This is a genomic window from Sphingorhabdus wooponensis (genome assembly GCF_003933235.1).
In the GTDB taxonomy this organism is placed as follows: domain Bacteria; phylum Pseudomonadota; class Alphaproteobacteria; order Sphingomonadales; family Sphingomonadaceae; genus Sphingorhabdus_B; species Sphingorhabdus_B wooponensis.
On sequence record NZ_RWJI01000001.1, the window covers coordinates 740,158 to 755,950 of the forward strand.

Sequence of the window (15,793 nt, forward strand, 5' to 3'; positions counted from 1 at the left end):
GGCTTGCAGCGCGGCGAGTCGTTCCCTAAGTCGCAGTCATTATGACTTCGACCAATGACATTCGCCGCGGCTTCCTCGATTATTTCGGTGGCGCCAATCATGACATAGTGCAGTCTGCACCGCTCGTGCCTTATAACGACCCGACTTTGATGTTCGTCAATGCCGGGATGGTGCCGTTCAAGAACGTGTTCACGGGCCTTGAAAGCCGCGAAACGCCGCGCGCAGCCTCAAGCCAGAAATGTGTGCGGGCAGGGGGCAAGCATAACGACCTCGATAATGTGGGGTATACGGCACGGCACCACACGTTTTTTGAAATGCTCGGTAACTTCTCGTTCGGCGATTATTTCAAAGAGCAAGCAATTACCCATGCATGGACATTGTTGACCAAGGAATGGGGCCTTGACCCCGCGCGGTTGACGACAACCGTCTATCATACTGACGATGAAGCGTTCGACCTTTGGCGCAAGATTGCTGGTCTGCCCGAAGAACGCATCATTCGGATTTCAACCAACGATAACTTTTGGTCGATGGGTGACACGGGGCCATGCGGACCATGCAGCGAAATATTTTACGACCATGGTGAGCATATCTTCGGTGGTCCTCCCGGAAGCCCTGATGAAGATGGCGACCGTTTTGTTGAAATCTGGAACCTTGTGTTCATGCAGTTTGAACGGCAGGACGACGGGACCGATGTGCCATTGCCAAAGCCGTCTATTGACACGGGCATGGGACTGGAGCGGATCGCTGCCGTCATGCAGGGCGTCACGGACAATTACGACACCGATACGTTCAAGGCATTAATCAATGCGTCTGAGGAACTGACGGGTACAAAGGCGGTTGGCGATCAGAAGGCCAGTCATCGCGTCATCGCGGACCATCTACGCTCTACAAGCTTCCTGCTCGCCGATGGTGTGATGCCGTCAAATGAAGGCCGTGGATATGTTCTGCGGCGTATTATGCGTCGTGCCATGCGCCATGCACATATTCTTGGTGCGAAAGAGCCGTTGATGCACCGCTTGGTCGGAAGCCTTGCCGCTGAAATGGGCGCGGCTTATCCTGAGCTATTGCGCGCGCAGCCGATGATTGAGGCGACGTTAAAGCAAGAGGAAACCCAGTTCCGTCGTACGCTTGATAAGGGCATTAAGCTGCTCGACGAAGCTACGGCAGGTATGGCGCCGGGCGATATTTTGGCCGGCGACACGGCGTTCAAGCTGTATGACACTTATGGTTTTCCTTATGATTTGACCGAAGATGCGTTGCGCGCGCAGGGCTTTGGTATTGATCAGGCGGGCTTTGAAACCGCCATGAACACGCAAAAAGCGATGGCGCGGGCCGCATGGAAGGGCTCAGGCGCGAAGGCATCGGATGATGTGTGGTTTGACATTGCCGAACGTGTCGGCAGCACCGAATTTACAGGCTATGCCGCCAATGAGGGTGAGGGGCAGGTGGTCGCACTCGTGAAGGATGGCGCAGAAGTGCAATCTGCCGTTGCGAATGACACAGTTACAGTCATTACCAACCAAACGCCATTTTACGGCGAGAGCGGCGGCCAAATGGGTGACGCTGGCTTTATTTCCAGCGGCAACATGCGCGGCGAAGTGACCGACACGGCAAAGCCCTTGGGTCGTTTGCATGCGCATCAAGTCACCATTAATACAGGTGAGATTAAAGTCGGCGATTTCGTTACACTGAAAATCGACACCCAGCGTCGTAATTCATTGCGTGCGAACCACAGCGCCACACACTTGCTGCATGCGTCATTACGGCATCGTTTGGGCGAGCATGTGACGCAAAAGGGCAGCATGGTCGCGCCCGATCGCTTGCGTTTCGATTTTTCGCATAACCAAGCTGTGTCGCCGCAAGAGATTGCTTTGATCGAGGCTGACGTAAACGCACAAATTCGTGGCAATGACGCGGTGACCACGCGCCTAATGACACCCGATGACGCCGTCGCCGCTGGCGCTTTGGCATTGTTTGGTGAGAAATATGGTGAAGAAGTCCGTGTTCTTACAATGGGTAAGACTGACGATACGCATTATTCGTTGGAGCTGTGCGGCGGCACTCATGTCAACGCATTGGGCGACATCGCTTTGTTCACCATCATCTCCGAAGGCGCAGTCGCAAGCGGCATTCGCCGTATCGAGGCGCTGACGGGCGAAGCAGCGCGCTTATGGCTTGCTGGTCGTGAGAATCAGTTGAAGAATGTCGCCGCACTTTTGAAGACAGCGCCGGACGAAGTGGGTGTGCGTATCGAAACGCTCATGAACGAACGCAAGCGGTTGGAAAAAGAGCTGTCCGAAGCAAAAACAGCGCTCGCGTTGTCCGGTGGTAGCGGTCCTAAGGTAGAGGCTGAGCAAATTGGCGATGTGACCTTCATGGGACAGGTCATCGCAGGCATTGAGCCAAAAATGCTGCGCGGCCTTGCCGATGACCAGATGAAGGCCATTGGTACAGGTATTGTCGCTATCATTGCTGCAAATGAAAACAGCAATACGGTTGTGGTGGCTGTATCGTCTGCCTTGCATGATACAATGACCGCGCCTGACCTGGTGCGTGCGGCAACGGAAGCCATGGGCGCGCAAGGCGGCGGTGGACGCCCCGACATGGCGCAAGGTGGTGGTCCTGCTGGCGCTGAGTTGGCACAGGCCGCGTTGGATGCGATAAAGGCAAAAATCGCTGGTTAAGAGGTAAGTTTGAGCTTGGGGGCCTCATCAAGGCCCCCTGCTTCTTTTATTTGCCGCCGGAATTCATCCCGCTTTTCGTGGATAGATGCAATTACAGGGCCCATAGCAACGCCCAGATCAACGAGCACTGCTTCCGATAGCTGGAGCGAGCTTTCCAGCGTTTCCGGTACGGCGTCGGTAACACCTGCCTGATAGAGTTTCGCGGCATGATCTGAATCGCGTGCACGCGCGACAATCGTGATATCGGGCAACCATTGACGTACCCGCTTAACGATATGTTCCGCTAAAACAGGTTGGTCCATTGTCAAAATCAACGCTTTGGCATGGCCCAAGTTCAATTTATCCAACGTTTCGGGCCGTGAGATGTCGCCGTAGATAACCTTGTAACCCGCCCGCCGCGCGGCGGTTACCGCGTCGACATTGGAATCCACGGCAACATAAGGCTGACCATGCATGGTCAGCATGTCGGCCACTAAGTTTCCGACCCGGCCAAAGCCGATCACAACCGTTCGTGGTTCTTCCGCCGGGTCTATCTCATACACCTCGTCATCGCTTTCGCGCAGTTCCAGACGGCGGGACATATCATGACCGATACGTGCCAATATCGGGGTTATCGTGAGGCCGATTGCGGTTGCCACTTGCCAGAAGTTAACAGTTGCGTCGTCGATGATCTGCGCTGCGCCCGCGACGCCTAAGACGATTAATGTGGTTTCGGACGGGCTACCCATCAGGACGCCGGTTTCAGTCGCTGTTCCCGTTCGTGCCCCGTTCAACTTCAACAAACTTGCTGTGACAGCGGCTTTAACAAGCACCACAGCCGCCACTGCACCAACCAAAGTGGCCCAATTGGACGCTACAAACCGCAAATCGACCTGCATACCGATGCTGATGAGAAAAACACCGAGCGCCAGCCCTTTGAAGGGTGCAGTCATAACATCTACTTCGTTATGATAGTCGGTCTCAGCGATTAAGAGACCAGCAATCATCGCACCCACGATGGGCGAAAGGCCGACAGCGCCTGTTGCCAGACTTGCGACGATGACAACGAGTAAGCTGACCGATACAAATAGCTCAGGGCTTTTTGTGCGCGCGGCTTGTCCGAACAAACGGGGTAAGAAGAAGCGGCCGAGCACAAGCATCGCGACGATGACAAGGCCACCCTGCCACAAGACGGTAAGAAGGCCCGACCATGAATCTGCGCCAGCCTGTGGTGCCAAGGCACCCAAAACGAATATAATGGGTACAATAGCCAAATCTTCGAACAGCAACATGGCCAGTGCGGACTTACCAACAGCGGAATGCGTGCCTGATATTGGAAGCACCAAGGCCGTCGACGACAGTGCTAGTGCAACCCCAATGCCGATGGCGGCGGTCGCGCCATATCCGAACGCATATAAACCAGCCGCGATTATAAGGCCCGCGCCAAATAACTGCGCTGCGCCGACGCCGAACACCAAACGCCGCATTTTCCATAATCTGCGGAAAGACAGCTCAAGACCAATGGAAAACAGCAATAAAATAATGCCATATTCGCCTATGGGATGAATAGCTTCTGGATTGGTGATGGTGACCCATTCGAGCATTGGGTACATGGGCACCAAGGATCCAAGGCCCATTGGGCCAACCATTATTCCGACTAATATAAAACCAATGATGGGCGTGATGCGAAGCCGAGCAAACGCAGGAATGACGATGCCCGCCGCACCCAATATGACGAGCAGATCGCTAATGCCTTCGGTTTGTAGTTCACCTGCCATGATGGCTATTTACGCACAGGCGGCATGATAAAGAAAGGGCAGGGCAATAAAAAAGCGCGGGAGTTGCCTCCCGCGCTCGCACATTTTTACATGTGCTGGCGTTACATCCAGCTTCCCATTTTGATTTCGAGATTGGCACGAACCTGCTCAAAAAACTGTTCTGTGGTCATCCATGCCTGATCTGGGCCGATGAGGATCGCGAGATCCTTTGTCATATGGCCATCTTCGACGGTTTGAATGCAGACTTCTTCCAACGTTTCGGCAAAGCGCGTAACTTCAGGCGTTTCATCGAACTTACCGCGGAATTTGAGGCCGCCTGTCCATGCGAAAATCGACGCAATCGGGTTTGTTGAGGTTGCCTTGCCTTGCTGATGCTGGCGATAATGGCGGGTAACCGTGCCATGCGCGGCCTCGGCTTCAACGGTCTTGCCATCTGGGGTCATCAGAATGGAGGTCATCAGGCCAAGCGAGCCGAAGCCCTGTGCAACCTGATCAGACTGCACGTCGCCATCATAATTCTTACAAGCCCAGATGAACTTGCCCGACCATTTCAGCGCCGAAGCGACCATATCGTCGATCAAACGGTGCTCGTACACAATGCCCAGTTCCTTGAACTTTGCTGCGAATTCGGTTTCGTACACTTCTTGAAACAGATCTTTGAAACGACCGTCATAATATTTGAGGATGGTGTTCTTGGTAGACAGATATACGGGCCATTCGCGGGTCACGCCATAGTTCAACGACGCACGGGCAAAGTCGCGGATGGAATCGTCGAGATTGTACATCGCGAGCGCCACGCCTGGCGAAGGGTAACGGAAAACTTCTTCGTCAATTTTCTGGCCATCATCGCCGTCCCATACGAGACGTAGCGTTCCGGGGCCGGGAACCAGGAAATCAGTCGCGCGATACTGGTCGCCAAAGGCATGACGACCAATCACGATTGGGTCGGTCCAGCCAGGGATCAAGCGTGGTACGTTTTCGATGACGATTGGCTCGCGGAAAACTACGCCGCCCAAAATGTTGCGGATGGTGCCATTGGGCGACTTCCACATTTTTTGCAGACCGAATTCTTCAACGCGCGCTTCATCAGGCGTAATCGTGGCGCACTTTACGCCAACGCCGAATTCGCGGATGGCATTGGCGGAATCGACCGTGACCTTATCATTGGTCTTGTCCCGATATTCCATGCCCAGATCATAATATTTCAGATCGATATCAAGATATGGCAAAATGAGTCGCTCACGTATCCATTCCCAGATAATCCGTGTCATTTCGTCGCCATCAAGCTCGACAACTGGGTTTTTGACCTTAATTTTTGTCATGGTAGAAAACACTTTCTATCTGGGGAGATTTGCGATTTGAGCGGTGCCATAGCAAAGTCTGCCATATGTTCAACTGCATCCCAATTATTGTCTGAAAATGGCTGAAATTGTATCTTAGGTTGTAAGATGGCGGCGCATCCCCTAGCTAAGGTCTATGAGCAGACAAGAATTGACAAACCGGGGCGCTGGAGTTGCGAAATGGTCGTTTCCGCCCGTCCATCCTGAGGGCCGCAAGTTCGGACTTATCGCCGCGGGGATAACCCTGTTTTTCGCCTTTATGGCATGGGAAACGCTAGCTTGGCCAATGGCAGCAGTTACCGTTTGGACACTGGCCTTTTTTCGCGATCCTGCGCGCACAACGCCAATCGACGAGCGGTTTATTGTTGCGCCAGCCGATGGGCTTGTCACGTTAATTGAACAAGTCCTTCCGCCAATAGAATTGCGCGGATCCGATGGTTTAGGTGACCAGCCCATGACCCGCGTATCGATTTTCATGAGCGTGTTTGATGTGCACATCAACCGGACGCCCATTCGCGGGACTATTAAGCGCGTGGTCTATATCGCGGGTAAATTCCTCAATGCTGACCTTGATAAGGCCAGCGAAGAAAATGAACGCCAACATTTCCTCGTGGAACGCAGCGATGGCGTGCGCATCGGCTTTACGCAAATCGCTGGCTTGGTCGCCCGCCGCATCGTAGCTTTTGTGAAAGAAGGCGACAGCGTTGCCAATGGGCAGCGGGTTGGCTTGATCCGTTTTGGTAGCCGGGTTGATGTGTATTTGCCGCATGGAACGGCGTCACGCGTCATCAAGGGGCAGCGTTGCGTTGCCGGAGAGACTGTTCTCGCCGAACTTGGTGTTGACCAGGATCTAATCGCCGTCGCACATTGATGGACGCGCAACCCTCCCGACCAGGAATTTCCTTGCGCGCACTCGCGCCGAACGCGGTCACTGCGCTTGCGTTGTGTACGGGATTGTCCGGCGCGTGGTTTGCTATGCAAGGGCGTTGGGAAAATGCCGTTGCCGCAATCGTGATTGCTGGCGTGCTCGACGCCATGGATGGCCGGATCGCGCGGATGCTGAAGGGAGAAAGCCGTTTCGGTGCGGAGCTGGATTCGCTTTCTGATGTGATTGCTTTCGGGGCCACGCCTGCATTAATCATATATATGTGGGTTATGCAGGATATGCCGCGGTTTGGCTGGACCATATCTGTATTCTTTGTGCTCTGTGCAGCATTGCGTTTGGCAAGGTTCAACGCACAGATTGATACCGAAAACCAACCGCATAAGTCCGCTGGTTTCAACACGGGCGTTCCATCGCCACCGGGCGCGGCGTTGGCTTTGTTGCCCATGATGATCTGGTTTGAAACTGGCGCAGATTGGGTGCGTGACTATCGCTTTCTTGCGCCATGGCTCTTGCTGTGCGCTCTGTTGATGATTTCCAACGTCGCAACCTATAGCTGGTCTTCGATCAAGGTGCGACGCAGCCTACGGTTCATGGCACTGGCGGTCTTGGGCCTGTTTACTGCAACCTTGGTCGCCGCGCCGTGGGTTGCACTCATCGGTGTAGGCGTCATTTACGTCGCCCTGCTGCCATTGAGCATTATGAGCTACGCCCGCGTTAAGAATGCGCGACGGAACTTCGCCGAAGCCACTTGACCGCCGCCCCTTAGTGGCTATGTTCTAGTTACGTTCTATTGTGGGAGGTATCCGTTGGAGCCGTTGGTCGTCATTCTTGTGGTGGTTTTTGCCTTATTAGGCGGGCTGTTGCTTGGCTGGTTCGCTGGTAGTCGCGCTGGCAAAGCAGGGCAGGAAACGACCACGCAGTTACGGGCAATGCTGGATCAGGTGGTGCACGAACGGGATAGTGCAAAGGATCGATTGGCGCGGCTAGAAACGAGCTTGGAGGAACGGGAACGGAGCTTTGAAGAGCAGATCGCGGCGCTTGGTGATGCCAAGGAAAATCTGTCCGCACAATTTGGTGAGATTGGGCAGAAATTATTGGGTGAGGCGCAGGCGGCATTCCTGCAACGCGCCGATGAACGCTTCCATCAGGCTGGCGAGAAGAATGAGGAAAGGCTGAAGCAATTGCTTGGCCCCGTGGGCGAGAAGCTGAAGGCGTATGAAGAGCAAGTCGGCAAGATCGAGAAGGATCGGACCGAGGCTTATGGCGATCTGAAGGGCCTTATCGGCGAAATGCGGCTTGGTCAGGAACGTGTCTCGAGCGTAGCTTCTGGGCTGATGAACTCCTTACGCAATGCGCCTAAGGCGCGTGGGCGTTGGGGTGAGCAACAGTTGAAGAATGTGCTCGAAAGCTGCGGTCTGTCTGAACATGTCGATTTTGATCTCGAAACCAGCATAGATGCTGGCGATGGTTTACGGTTGCGGCCCGACGCGGTCATCCATGTCCCCGGCGGCAGGACGCTGGTGATCGACGCGAAAGTATCCTTGAATGACTATCAGGACGCATTTGATTCGGTGGACGATGATGTGCGTGCCGTTGCCATGGCGCGCCATACGCAATCGATGAAAAACCATATCGATGGCTTGTCGCGCAAGGCCTATTGGGATCAATTTTCCGATGCGCCTGATTATGTCATTATGTTTGTTCCCGGTGAACATTTCCTTGCGGCTGCGCTGGAACATGAACCGCAATTGTGGGACTTTGCCTTTGATAAAAAGGTGCTGTTGGCGACACCAACAAACCTAGTCGCAATCGCGCGCACTGTCGCGAGCGTCTGGCGGCAAGAGGGGCTGGCGCGTGAAGCCAAGCAAATAGGTGCGCTTGGTAAGGAAATGTATGACCGCATTGCAGTTGCCGCACAGCATTTGAAATCGGTTGGCAGTGGGCTGTCCTCGGCGGTGAATAACTACAATAAATTCGTCGGTAGCTTCGAACGCAATGTCATTTCGACAGGACGGAAATTCGCCGATCTAAACATCGAAACCGGCAAACGAGAATTGGAAGAGGTGCCTTTGGTTGAGGCTTTGCCGCGCTATGGCGAAGGGGAAACGTCGCCATCGATTGAGGATCAGCGTGACGTCGACATCTAATACCGCGCCGCGTTAGGCATGCCGAAACTGGTTCAGAACTTCATAGGCCATAACCGCGGTCGCGACAGCCGCGTTTAAGCTGTCCGCTTTGCCACGCATGGGCATTTTGACGCGCAGGTCGCATTCGGCTTCATAATCGTCCGGTAATCCCTGCGCCTCATTACCCGTCAGGATGAAGCATGGTGCGCTGTAGCGGGCCGCTTGATAGTCGGTGTCAGTTTGCAAACTAGTGCCGACCAATTGGCCTTCGCCAGCCCGCAACCAAGCCGTGAATTCTTCCCACCGGCATTGCACGACCTTTTGCGTGAATATGGCCCCCATGCTGGCGCGTACGGACTCAACCGAAAATGGGTCGGTACAATCATCAATCAGGATCAGCCCGCCAGCGCCCACCGCATCGCCGGTGCGCAACATCGTGCCAAGATTGCCGGGATCACGCATAGACTGCGCCACAAGCCAGATCGGGGCGGTGCTACGGTCAATGTCTACCAAAGCGGTTCCATGGTCCCGATAGACGCCAACCACCGCTTGGGCGTTGTCCTTGCCCGACAGTTTCGCCATAATATCGGCGCTGGTTTCTATAACATCGCCATTATTAGCTAGAACTTCAGCCTCTAAAGTCACTTCAAGATCGTGTACGGGGCGATCTTTAACGCGAAACAGCATTTCAGGAAGAAATCCCGCCTCGCGCGCTTCGGTCATAATGCGCAGCCCTTCGGCAAGGAATAGCCCGGCACGTTTGCGGAACTTTTTTTCACGAAGCCCCCGTATTTCCTTTAATAGCGGATTAGAAAATCCGGTAATTTCACGGCGCATCAATCTTCGCCAAAACCGTCGACAACTAACCCGACCAGCTTTTCAATGGCGAGTTCGGCCTGTTCACCTTCGACATGAATGATGATTTCGCTACCCTTGGCTGCGCCCAGCATCATTAAACCCATGATGGATGTGCCAGTGACCGATTGACCATCCTTCTCCACCTCAACGCTGATCCCTTCGGGTAAGCGGGATACGAAGGTCACAAATTTGGCGCTGGCACGGGCGTGGAGGCCCTTTATATTAACGATTGTGACGGTGCGGCTAATCCGTGTCATCGGGAAGCTTCAAGCACTTCAGAAGCGACGCTGATATATTTGCGTCCCGCTTCGCGCGCGGCGGCCACTGCCTCTTTTACGTCTAAGTTTTTGCGCGCACTATCCAGACGGATAAGCATGGGCAGATTTACACCTGCGATCACTTCAACACGTCCACTATCCAGCAAGGAAATGGAGAGGTTTGAGGGCGTGCCGCCGAACAGATCAGACAGGATGATGACGCCTTTGCCGGTATCGACCTTTTTAATCGCAGCCGCAATTTCATTGCGCCGCGCTTCCATATCATCATGCGGGCCGATACATATGGTCGCGACGTCCTTTTGCGGCCCCACAACATGTTCAAGCGCGATAAGAAACTCGTTCGCCAGTTTCCCATGGGTGACTAAAATCAAACCGATCATGTGATGTTGCTGCCTTGTCGCGACGTTAATCTTTCTGCGCCGTTAGCAGGCTCTTCCAGCGCGTCAATTGGTCTTGATGTTAGATCGCGATGCGCCACCGTTAAAGCAAAGCCATCTTCACGCAACCATTTGCCGAAAGTTTCGGTTACATGCACCGACCGATGCCGCCCCCCCGTACACCCAAAGGCGATATTGATATAAGCCTTCCCCTGCGCGTCATAGAGCGGCAGCAAGAATCCCAGCAGGTCGCGGATTTTCTGTAGGGCTTCATCATATTTCGGATCGGCAGCAACATAATCGGCAACTGCCGAATCCAACCCCGTCATAGGCCGCAAATCGATATCCCAATGTGGATTCCGCAAAAAACGCAAGTCGAACACCAGGTCGGCATTGTGCGGCACGCCGCGCGAAAAACCAAAACTTGAAACCGTTATATTGGCGTGTGGAGAGGTATCGCTGCTGAACCGTTCGCGGATGACGACTTGCAAATCATGCGCCGACAGCTTGCTGGTATCAATCACGGCCTCCGCCCATTGGCGAAATGGCATCATCATTGACCGGTCCATGGCGATGCCATCCATCGCAGGCCGGTCTTGGGCCATGGGATGACGACGACGTGTTTCCGCGTAGCGACGTTCAATCTCGGCGCCCGCGCAATCCAAAAACAGTGTCATTATTTCAAGGTCGGGTTGCGCCTGGAGTTTCCTTATTTGCCGGATCAGCATCTCGGCATCAAAACCGCGCGTTCTGCTGTCAAAGCCAAGCGCCAACGGAATATTGGGCCCACTTTCACCGCCCGACGCAGGAATTTTAAGTAACTGGCCTGCCAGTTTGATCGGAAAATTGTCGACCGTTTCCCAGCCGAGGTCTTCCAGTGTTTTCAGCGCGGTTGTCTTCCCAGCTCCGGACACACCGGTAATCAAGAGGATTTTCTGGGATTCGGACGCTGAGCTCTGGGTCACTTCATTATGCTTTCACTGGACGCGGCGACCAAGTTTGCCACCGGGTGCAACCCAGCGTCAATGACGCACTGGAGCGCCCATTCGACCTTTAATGCACTGCTTGCCTGGAATGAGTCCAACTTGAACATCGGTACCGAAAAGCCCGCTATGTTTATGCGTTGATGCTCCGGCGGCATGCGGTCCACGTTCTGAGACAATTGCACTATGAGACGTAGCGGCGCGGAAGAGATGAAGTCAACCTGGCATATCCCGATGCCGCGCACTTCTATTTTTCCAGCGATATGCTGAACGCAAGACAATAGCGGCAAACCATTGTTGTTTTCAATTCGCAATGCATCATCGCAAATCAGCTTTGCACCGCGGTCAATTAACTGTAGCGTCAAGTCTGATTTTCCGCTGCCAGACGGCCCAAGCAAAAGCACCCCGTTCTCGCCAATGGCAACAGCGCTGCCATGTATTATGTTTTCCATTAGCGTGTTGCCGCAGCAGCACAGGGCAGGGCGATTTCGAAGCATGCGCCACCTTTGCCATCGACACGGTCACGCACAACAATGCGCCCATGATGTCCCTCGATAATTGTTCGCGCGATGGCGAGCCCGAGGCCGCTATGCTTGCCGAAATTCTCTGTCGCTGGCCGTTCGCTGTGGAAACGACGGAAAATGGCCTCCCGATCTTGCGGTGGTACACCTGGACCTTCATCGCTGATCCGTATGATGACGTCCTCGTCGGCTAGTGTTGCGGATATTTCGACAACTGCCCCCGGCGGTGAGAAGGATACGGCATTATCAATTAAGTTGGTCAACATTCGTTCAAGGCGGACATCTTCCCCCATCACTGTCGCGATTTTTCGGCGGGGCCGCGCAAAGGCAATGTTAACGTCTTTGTCGCTGCCTCGGTCTTCGCGTGCCTGAAGCAATTGTTCAATCATATCGCCAAGGTCGATAGGTTCAAACTTCGCTTTGGCTAGCTGCGAATCCACACGGCTCGCATCTGAAATGTCGCTTATCAGGCGATCCATGCGCTGAACGTCGGCTTTTGCGACATCCATCAATTGTTTGCGCAATTTTGGGTCTTCAATCCGCTCTGCGCCATCAAGTGCCGATCGCAAAGAGGCTAGCGGATTTTTAATTTCATGGGCTACATCGGCGGCAAAGGCTTCGGTCGCGTCAATCCGTTGGCGCAGCGCAATGCTCATATCGGATAGCGCGCGGGCCAACATACCAATTTCATCGCGGCGCGAGGGCAGGCGCGGAACGGTAACTTCTTGTGCGCGACCAAGCCGAACTTTCACGGCAGCGCGGGCCAGATGGCGCAGCGGACGCACGATTGTGCGGGCGAGAAATATGGAAAGCAGAACGCCGATGCCAAGCGCAAAAAGGAAAAACATGCCGACGTTGAAGCGCTCTGCTCGCACGAACAAGCGTATATCGCGTTCGTTTGCGGTGGTCAGCACAGTAAGGCCTTGGTCGCGAGCCGTTGACGTTGCACTAATAATATGTGTGAGATCCGGTGCAAAGCGAACCATCGAAGCTGCTTTGGAAGGCGTTGCCACCCGAATTTCTGGCCATGCGGACGCGACATCTTCTGCAGGTTCAGCAAAGCGTTCCAACTTGGCCGCGCCCACAAGGAAATCAAATAGGACGTCTATCCAGCGTGCGGCAATTTTGGGCCAAGGTTCGCTTTCGGGGTCGCGAAAAACATAAGTGGGTTCACGGCCTGCAAAGCTATCTAAAATTTTCGCACCATCTTGGTCGTAAACGCGAATTCGCGACTGGTTCAATTGGCCGAATTTGGCTATATAATCGTCCCGCTTTTCCGTGGCGATAAGTGGCAGGCTGGACACCAAGAAGCTCGCCTGAACTCGGGCTGCGTTTTCGCGCTCCGCAATTAACCGGACGCGATAGCTATCGAGGAAGAACAGACCTGCGCCCAGCAGAGCAAGCACGAAGAGGTTCACGGCAAGTATACGGGCGGTCAGTGATAACCCCCGGCTCCATCCCAGCTGCAGATCAGCGGGTTCAGCTGTCTGCGAAGCGATATCCGGCTCCATAAAGCGTATCAATAGCGGTGAATTCAGGGTCAATTTCACGGAATTTGCGCCGGAGCCTTTTGATATGGCTGTCAATGGTGCGGTCATCCACATACACATCGTCCTGATAAGCCGCGTCCATTAATTGGTCGCGCGTGCGTACGACGCCCGGTCGATTGGCCAACGCCTCAAGGATCATGAACTCCGTCACCGTAAGCGTAAGCGGCTTGCCATCCCATTTGACATGATGCCGTGCCGGATCCATTTCCAGCTTGCCGCGCACCATGGGTTCTGGTTCGGGTTCCGTCTCACCATTGCCCGCGACCTTGTCATAGGTTGCGCGTCTCAAAATTGCTTTTACGCGCGCAATCAGCAGGCGTTGCGAAAAAGGTTTGGTTATATAGTCATCCGCCCCCATGGCGAGACCAAGAGCCTCGTCCAGTTCCTCATCTTTGGATGTGAGGAAGATAACAGGCATATCGCTTTTTTCACGCAGCCGCCGCAGCAGCTCCAACCCGTCCATACGCGGCATTTTAATGTCAAAAATACCGAGGTCTGCGGGATTTTCGAACAATGCCTTTAATGCGGTTTCACCATCCGAATAAATACGGGTCACATATCCTTCCGCCTGCATCGCAATCGATACAGAGGTCAGGATGTTCCGGTCGTCATCAACCAAGGCGATATTGGCGCTCATATACCAACTATAGGGTGGCGATGTCGGGCGTTCAATCTATTGCTCACTTTATGCAAAGTCTTTCGTGGATAACCTTTATCCTGTAATTTGATGTTACTCCTATTTGACCTTCTATGATGCATCGTATACCGGCTGCGACATTATTGTGCATACGTATGCACTAGATTCGCAACTTTTGCCGGAGCATCTAATGTCAACACCGTTGAATATCTCACTTTCGCAACAAGGTTTTGGCACAGATGCGACATTGTTTTGCAATCTCGGTACAGCGCCATTGGTGGAAGCTGCACTTGCCAATAAAGAAGGCATATTGGCCAAGGATGGCCCGCTTGTTGTCAAAACCGGCGCGCACACTGGTCGCTCGGCGAAGGATAAGTATATTGTTCGTGATGCCGAAACCGAAAACAGCATTTGGTGGGGAAAGACCAACGTCGCTATGGATCCTGCGCATTTCGCAGCGCTGAAGGAAGATTTCATTGCGGCGCTTGGTGGGAAAGACAAATTATACGTTGCGGATCTGTTTGGCGGGTCGCAGCCTGAGAATCGCGTCAATGTGCGCGTCATCAACGAACTTGCGTGGCACAATCTGTTCATTCGTACCTTGCTGGTGCGCCCTTCGCCTAAGGAATTGGCAAGCTTCGTACCCGAATACACTATCATCGACCTGCCAAGCTTCCGTGCCGACCCCGCACGCCATGGCTGCCGCAGCGAAACGGTAATTGCGGTCAACTTCACCGAAAAATTGATCCTCATTGGGGGCACGGCTTATGCGGGCGAAATGAAGAAGTCCGTTTTTGGCATCCTCAATTATCTGCTGCCGGTAAAGGGCGTGATGCCGATGCATTGCTCCGCCAATATTGGTGTAGATGGTCATACGGCTGTGTTTTTTGGTCTGTCAGGCACGGGTAAAACCACCTTGTCGGCTGACGCTAGCCGCACATTGATTGGCGATGATGAGCATGGCTGGTCCGACACCGCCGTTTTCAACTTTGAAGGTGGTTGCTACGCCAAGATGATCCGCCTGTCGCCCGAGGCTGAACCTGAAATTTTTGCCACCACCAAGCGTTTCGGTACAGTGCTCGAAAATGTTGTCATTGACCCAGAAACCAGGGAGTTGGATTTCGACGACAATAGCCTCGCCGAAAACAGCCGCGGTTCGTACCCCATCGAATTTATACCGAACACGTCAGAAAAAAATATGGGTCCCGTGCCCAAGACTATTATCTTCCTAACCGCTGATGCCTATGGCGTACTGCCTCCCATTGCGCGGTTGACGCCTGATCAGGCGATGTATCACTTCCTTTCGGGCTATACCGCACGTGTTGCCGGGACTGAAATTGGCGTGACCGAACCGGAGGCGACATTCTCCACCTGCTTTGGCGCGCCCTTCATGCCGCGTCACCCAAGCGTATATGGCAATTTGCTTAAAGAACGTATTGCCAAGGGCAATGTCCAATGCTGGTTGGTCAACACGGGCTGGACCGGTGGCAAGGCAACTATGCCGGGTATCAGCCGCATGCCGATTAAGGCTACACGCGCGCTATTGAACGCGGCGCTAGATGGCAGCTTGAACAATGCCGAATTCCGCAACGACCCGAACTTCGGCTTTGAATTTCCGGTTGCAGTGCCAGGCGTTGACAGCGGTATCCTGGACCCACGTGCGGCATGGGCCGACAGTGCGGAATATGATGTGACCGCACAAAAACTGGCACAACAATTCATTGATAATTTCGCGCAATTTGCCGATCATGTTGATGAAGGTGTAAGGCAGTCGGCACCTAAAGTTCCTTAATTTG

At 53.8% G+C, this 15,793-nt stretch carries 14 protein-coding genes; 5 read left to right on the forward strand and 9 right to left on the reverse strand.

Going from position 1 to position 15,793, the window contains the following annotated elements; genetic code table 11:
* Nucleotides 1–41: 41 nt before the first annotated feature.
* The gene (alaS, locus tag D7D48_RS03780) at nt 42–2,684 is read left to right on the forward strand and encodes an alanine--tRNA ligase (RefSeq protein ID WP_125230019.1); all 2,643 of its coding nucleotides are present in this window, start codon (nt 42–44) and stop codon (nt 2,682–2,684) included.
* Here alaS and D7D48_RS03785 read toward each other — a convergent pair.
* Nucleotides 2,681–4,441: a cation:proton antiporter domain-containing protein gene (locus D7D48_RS03785; protein ID WP_125230020.1), complete on the reverse strand. Its 1,761-nt coding sequence runs from the start codon at nt 4,439–4,441 to the stop codon at nt 2,681–2,683. The two genes, alaS and D7D48_RS03785, sit on opposite strands and share 4 nt — an antisense overlap.
* Nucleotides 4,442–4,542: 101 nt before the next feature.
* Nucleotides 4,543–5,763, reverse strand: a complete 1,221-nt coding sequence (locus tag D7D48_RS03790; RefSeq protein WP_125230021.1) for an NADP-dependent isocitrate dehydrogenase — start codon at nt 5,761–5,763, stop codon at nt 4,543–4,545.
* A gap of 154 nt (nt 5,764–5,917) precedes the next feature.
* On the opposite strand from D7D48_RS03790, the gene D7D48_RS03795 reads away from it, so the two are divergent.
* Genes D7D48_RS03795 through D7D48_RS03805 form a run of 3 tightly spaced genes read left to right on the forward strand, consistent with a single transcriptional unit; the run spans nt 5,918 to nt 8,814 of the window.
* Nucleotides 5,918–6,652: a phosphatidylserine decarboxylase gene (locus D7D48_RS03795; RefSeq protein ID WP_125230022.1), complete on the forward strand. Its 735-nt coding sequence runs from the start codon at nt 5,918–5,920 to the stop codon at nt 6,650–6,652.
* A 32-nt stretch (nt 6,653–6,684) separates the two neighbouring features.
* The gene (locus D7D48_RS03800; protein WP_245964326.1) at nt 6,685–7,419 is read left to right on the forward strand and encodes a CDP-alcohol phosphatidyltransferase family protein; all 735 of its coding nucleotides are present in this window, start codon (nt 6,685–6,687) and stop codon (nt 7,417–7,419) included.
* Between the two features lie 54 nt (nt 7,420–7,473).
* On the forward strand, nt 7,474–8,814 hold the full coding sequence (locus D7D48_RS03805) for a DNA recombination protein RmuC (protein WP_245964327.1): 1,341 nt from the start codon (nt 7,474–7,476) through the stop codon (nt 8,812–8,814).
* Between the two features lie 12 nt (nt 8,815–8,826).
* Here D7D48_RS03805 and D7D48_RS03810 read toward each other — a convergent pair whose 3' ends face one another.
* The 7 genes from D7D48_RS03810 to D7D48_RS03840 are packed head-to-tail and all read right to left on the reverse strand — an operon-like array spanning nt 8,827 to nt 13,997.
* Nucleotides 8,827–9,630: a TrmH family RNA methyltransferase gene (locus D7D48_RS03810; protein WP_125230024.1), complete on the reverse strand. Its 804-nt coding sequence runs from the start codon at nt 9,628–9,630 to the stop codon at nt 8,827–8,829.
* On the reverse strand, nt 9,630–9,908 hold the full coding sequence (locus D7D48_RS03815) for an HPr family phosphocarrier protein (RefSeq protein WP_125230025.1): 279 nt from the start codon (nt 9,906–9,908) through the stop codon (nt 9,630–9,632). The genes D7D48_RS03810 and D7D48_RS03815 overlap by 1 nt, the downstream gene beginning before the upstream one ends.
* The gene (locus D7D48_RS03820; protein ID WP_125230026.1) at nt 9,905–10,309 is read right to left on the reverse strand and encodes a PTS sugar transporter subunit IIA; all 405 of its coding nucleotides are present in this window, start codon (nt 10,307–10,309) and stop codon (nt 9,905–9,907) included. The genes D7D48_RS03815 and D7D48_RS03820 overlap by 4 nt, the downstream gene beginning before the upstream one ends.
* Nucleotides 10,306–11,271, reverse strand: coding sequence for an RNase adapter RapZ (rapZ, locus tag D7D48_RS03825; RefSeq protein WP_125230027.1), 966 nt, complete (start codon nt 11,269–11,271; stop codon nt 10,306–10,308). Before rapZ ends, D7D48_RS03820 begins: the two co-directional genes overlap by 4 nt.
* The gene (locus D7D48_RS03830; protein ID WP_185739769.1) at nt 11,268–11,741 is read right to left on the reverse strand and encodes an HPr kinase/phosphorylase; all 474 of its coding nucleotides are present in this window, start codon (nt 11,739–11,741) and stop codon (nt 11,268–11,270) included. Before D7D48_RS03830 ends, rapZ begins: the two co-directional genes overlap by 4 nt.
* Entirely contained in the window at nt 11,741–13,321 is a 1,581-nt protein-coding gene (locus tag D7D48_RS03835; protein ID WP_125230029.1) for a sensor histidine kinase, read from the reverse strand. The genes D7D48_RS03830 and D7D48_RS03835 overlap by 1 nt, the downstream gene beginning before the upstream one ends.
* Nucleotides 13,290–13,997: a response regulator transcription factor gene (locus tag D7D48_RS03840; protein ID WP_125230030.1), complete on the reverse strand. Its 708-nt coding sequence runs from the start codon at nt 13,995–13,997 to the stop codon at nt 13,290–13,292. Before D7D48_RS03840 ends, D7D48_RS03835 begins: the two co-directional genes overlap by 32 nt.
* Nucleotides 13,998–14,187: 190 nt before the next feature.
* On the opposite strand from D7D48_RS03840, the gene D7D48_RS03845 reads away from it, so the two are divergent.
* Entirely contained in the window at nt 14,188–15,789 is a 1,602-nt protein-coding gene (locus D7D48_RS03845; protein WP_125230031.1) for a phosphoenolpyruvate carboxykinase, read from the forward strand.
* The last annotated feature ends 4 nt before the right edge of the window (nt 15,790–15,793 follow it).

Excerpts from the sequence above, each read along its gene's own strand:
- D7D48_RS03810 (WP_125230024.1), bottom strand. The coding sequence starts at position 9,630 with ATGCGCCGTGAAATTACCGGATTTTCTAATCCGCTATTAAAGGAAATA.
- D7D48_RS03785 (WP_125230020.1), bottom strand. The coding sequence starts at position 4,441 with ATGGCAGGTGAACTACAAACCGAAGGCATTAGCGATCTGCTCGTCATA.
- D7D48_RS03790 (WP_125230021.1), bottom strand. The coding sequence starts at position 5,763 with ATGACAAAAATTAAGGTCAAAAACCCAGTTGTCGAGCTTGATGGCGAC.
- D7D48_RS03815 (WP_125230025.1), bottom strand. The coding sequence starts at position 9,908 with ATGACACGGATTAGCCGCACCGTCACAATCGTTAATATAAAGGGCCTC.
- D7D48_RS03830 (WP_185739769.1), bottom strand. The coding sequence starts at position 11,741 with ATGGAAAACATAATACATGGCAGCGCTGTTGCCATTGGCGAGAACGGG.
- alaS (WP_125230019.1), top strand. The coding sequence starts at position 42 with ATGACTTCGACCAATGACATTCGCCGCGGCTTCCTCGATTATTTCGGT.
- D7D48_RS03820 (WP_125230026.1), bottom strand. The coding sequence starts at position 10,309 with ATGATCGGTTTGATTTTAGTCACCCATGGGAAACTGGCGAACGAGTTT.
- D7D48_RS03835 (WP_125230029.1), bottom strand. The coding sequence starts at position 13,321 with ATGGAGCCGGATATCGCTTCGCAGACAGCTGAACCCGCTGATCTGCAG.
- D7D48_RS03795 (WP_125230022.1), top strand. The coding sequence starts at position 5,918 with ATGAGCAGACAAGAATTGACAAACCGGGGCGCTGGAGTTGCGAAATGG.
- D7D48_RS03840 (WP_125230030.1), bottom strand. The coding sequence starts at position 13,997 with ATGAGCGCCAATATCGCCTTGGTTGATGACGACCGGAACATCCTGACC.
- D7D48_RS03845 (WP_125230031.1), top strand. The coding sequence starts at position 14,188 with ATGTCAACACCGTTGAATATCTCACTTTCGCAACAAGGTTTTGGCACA.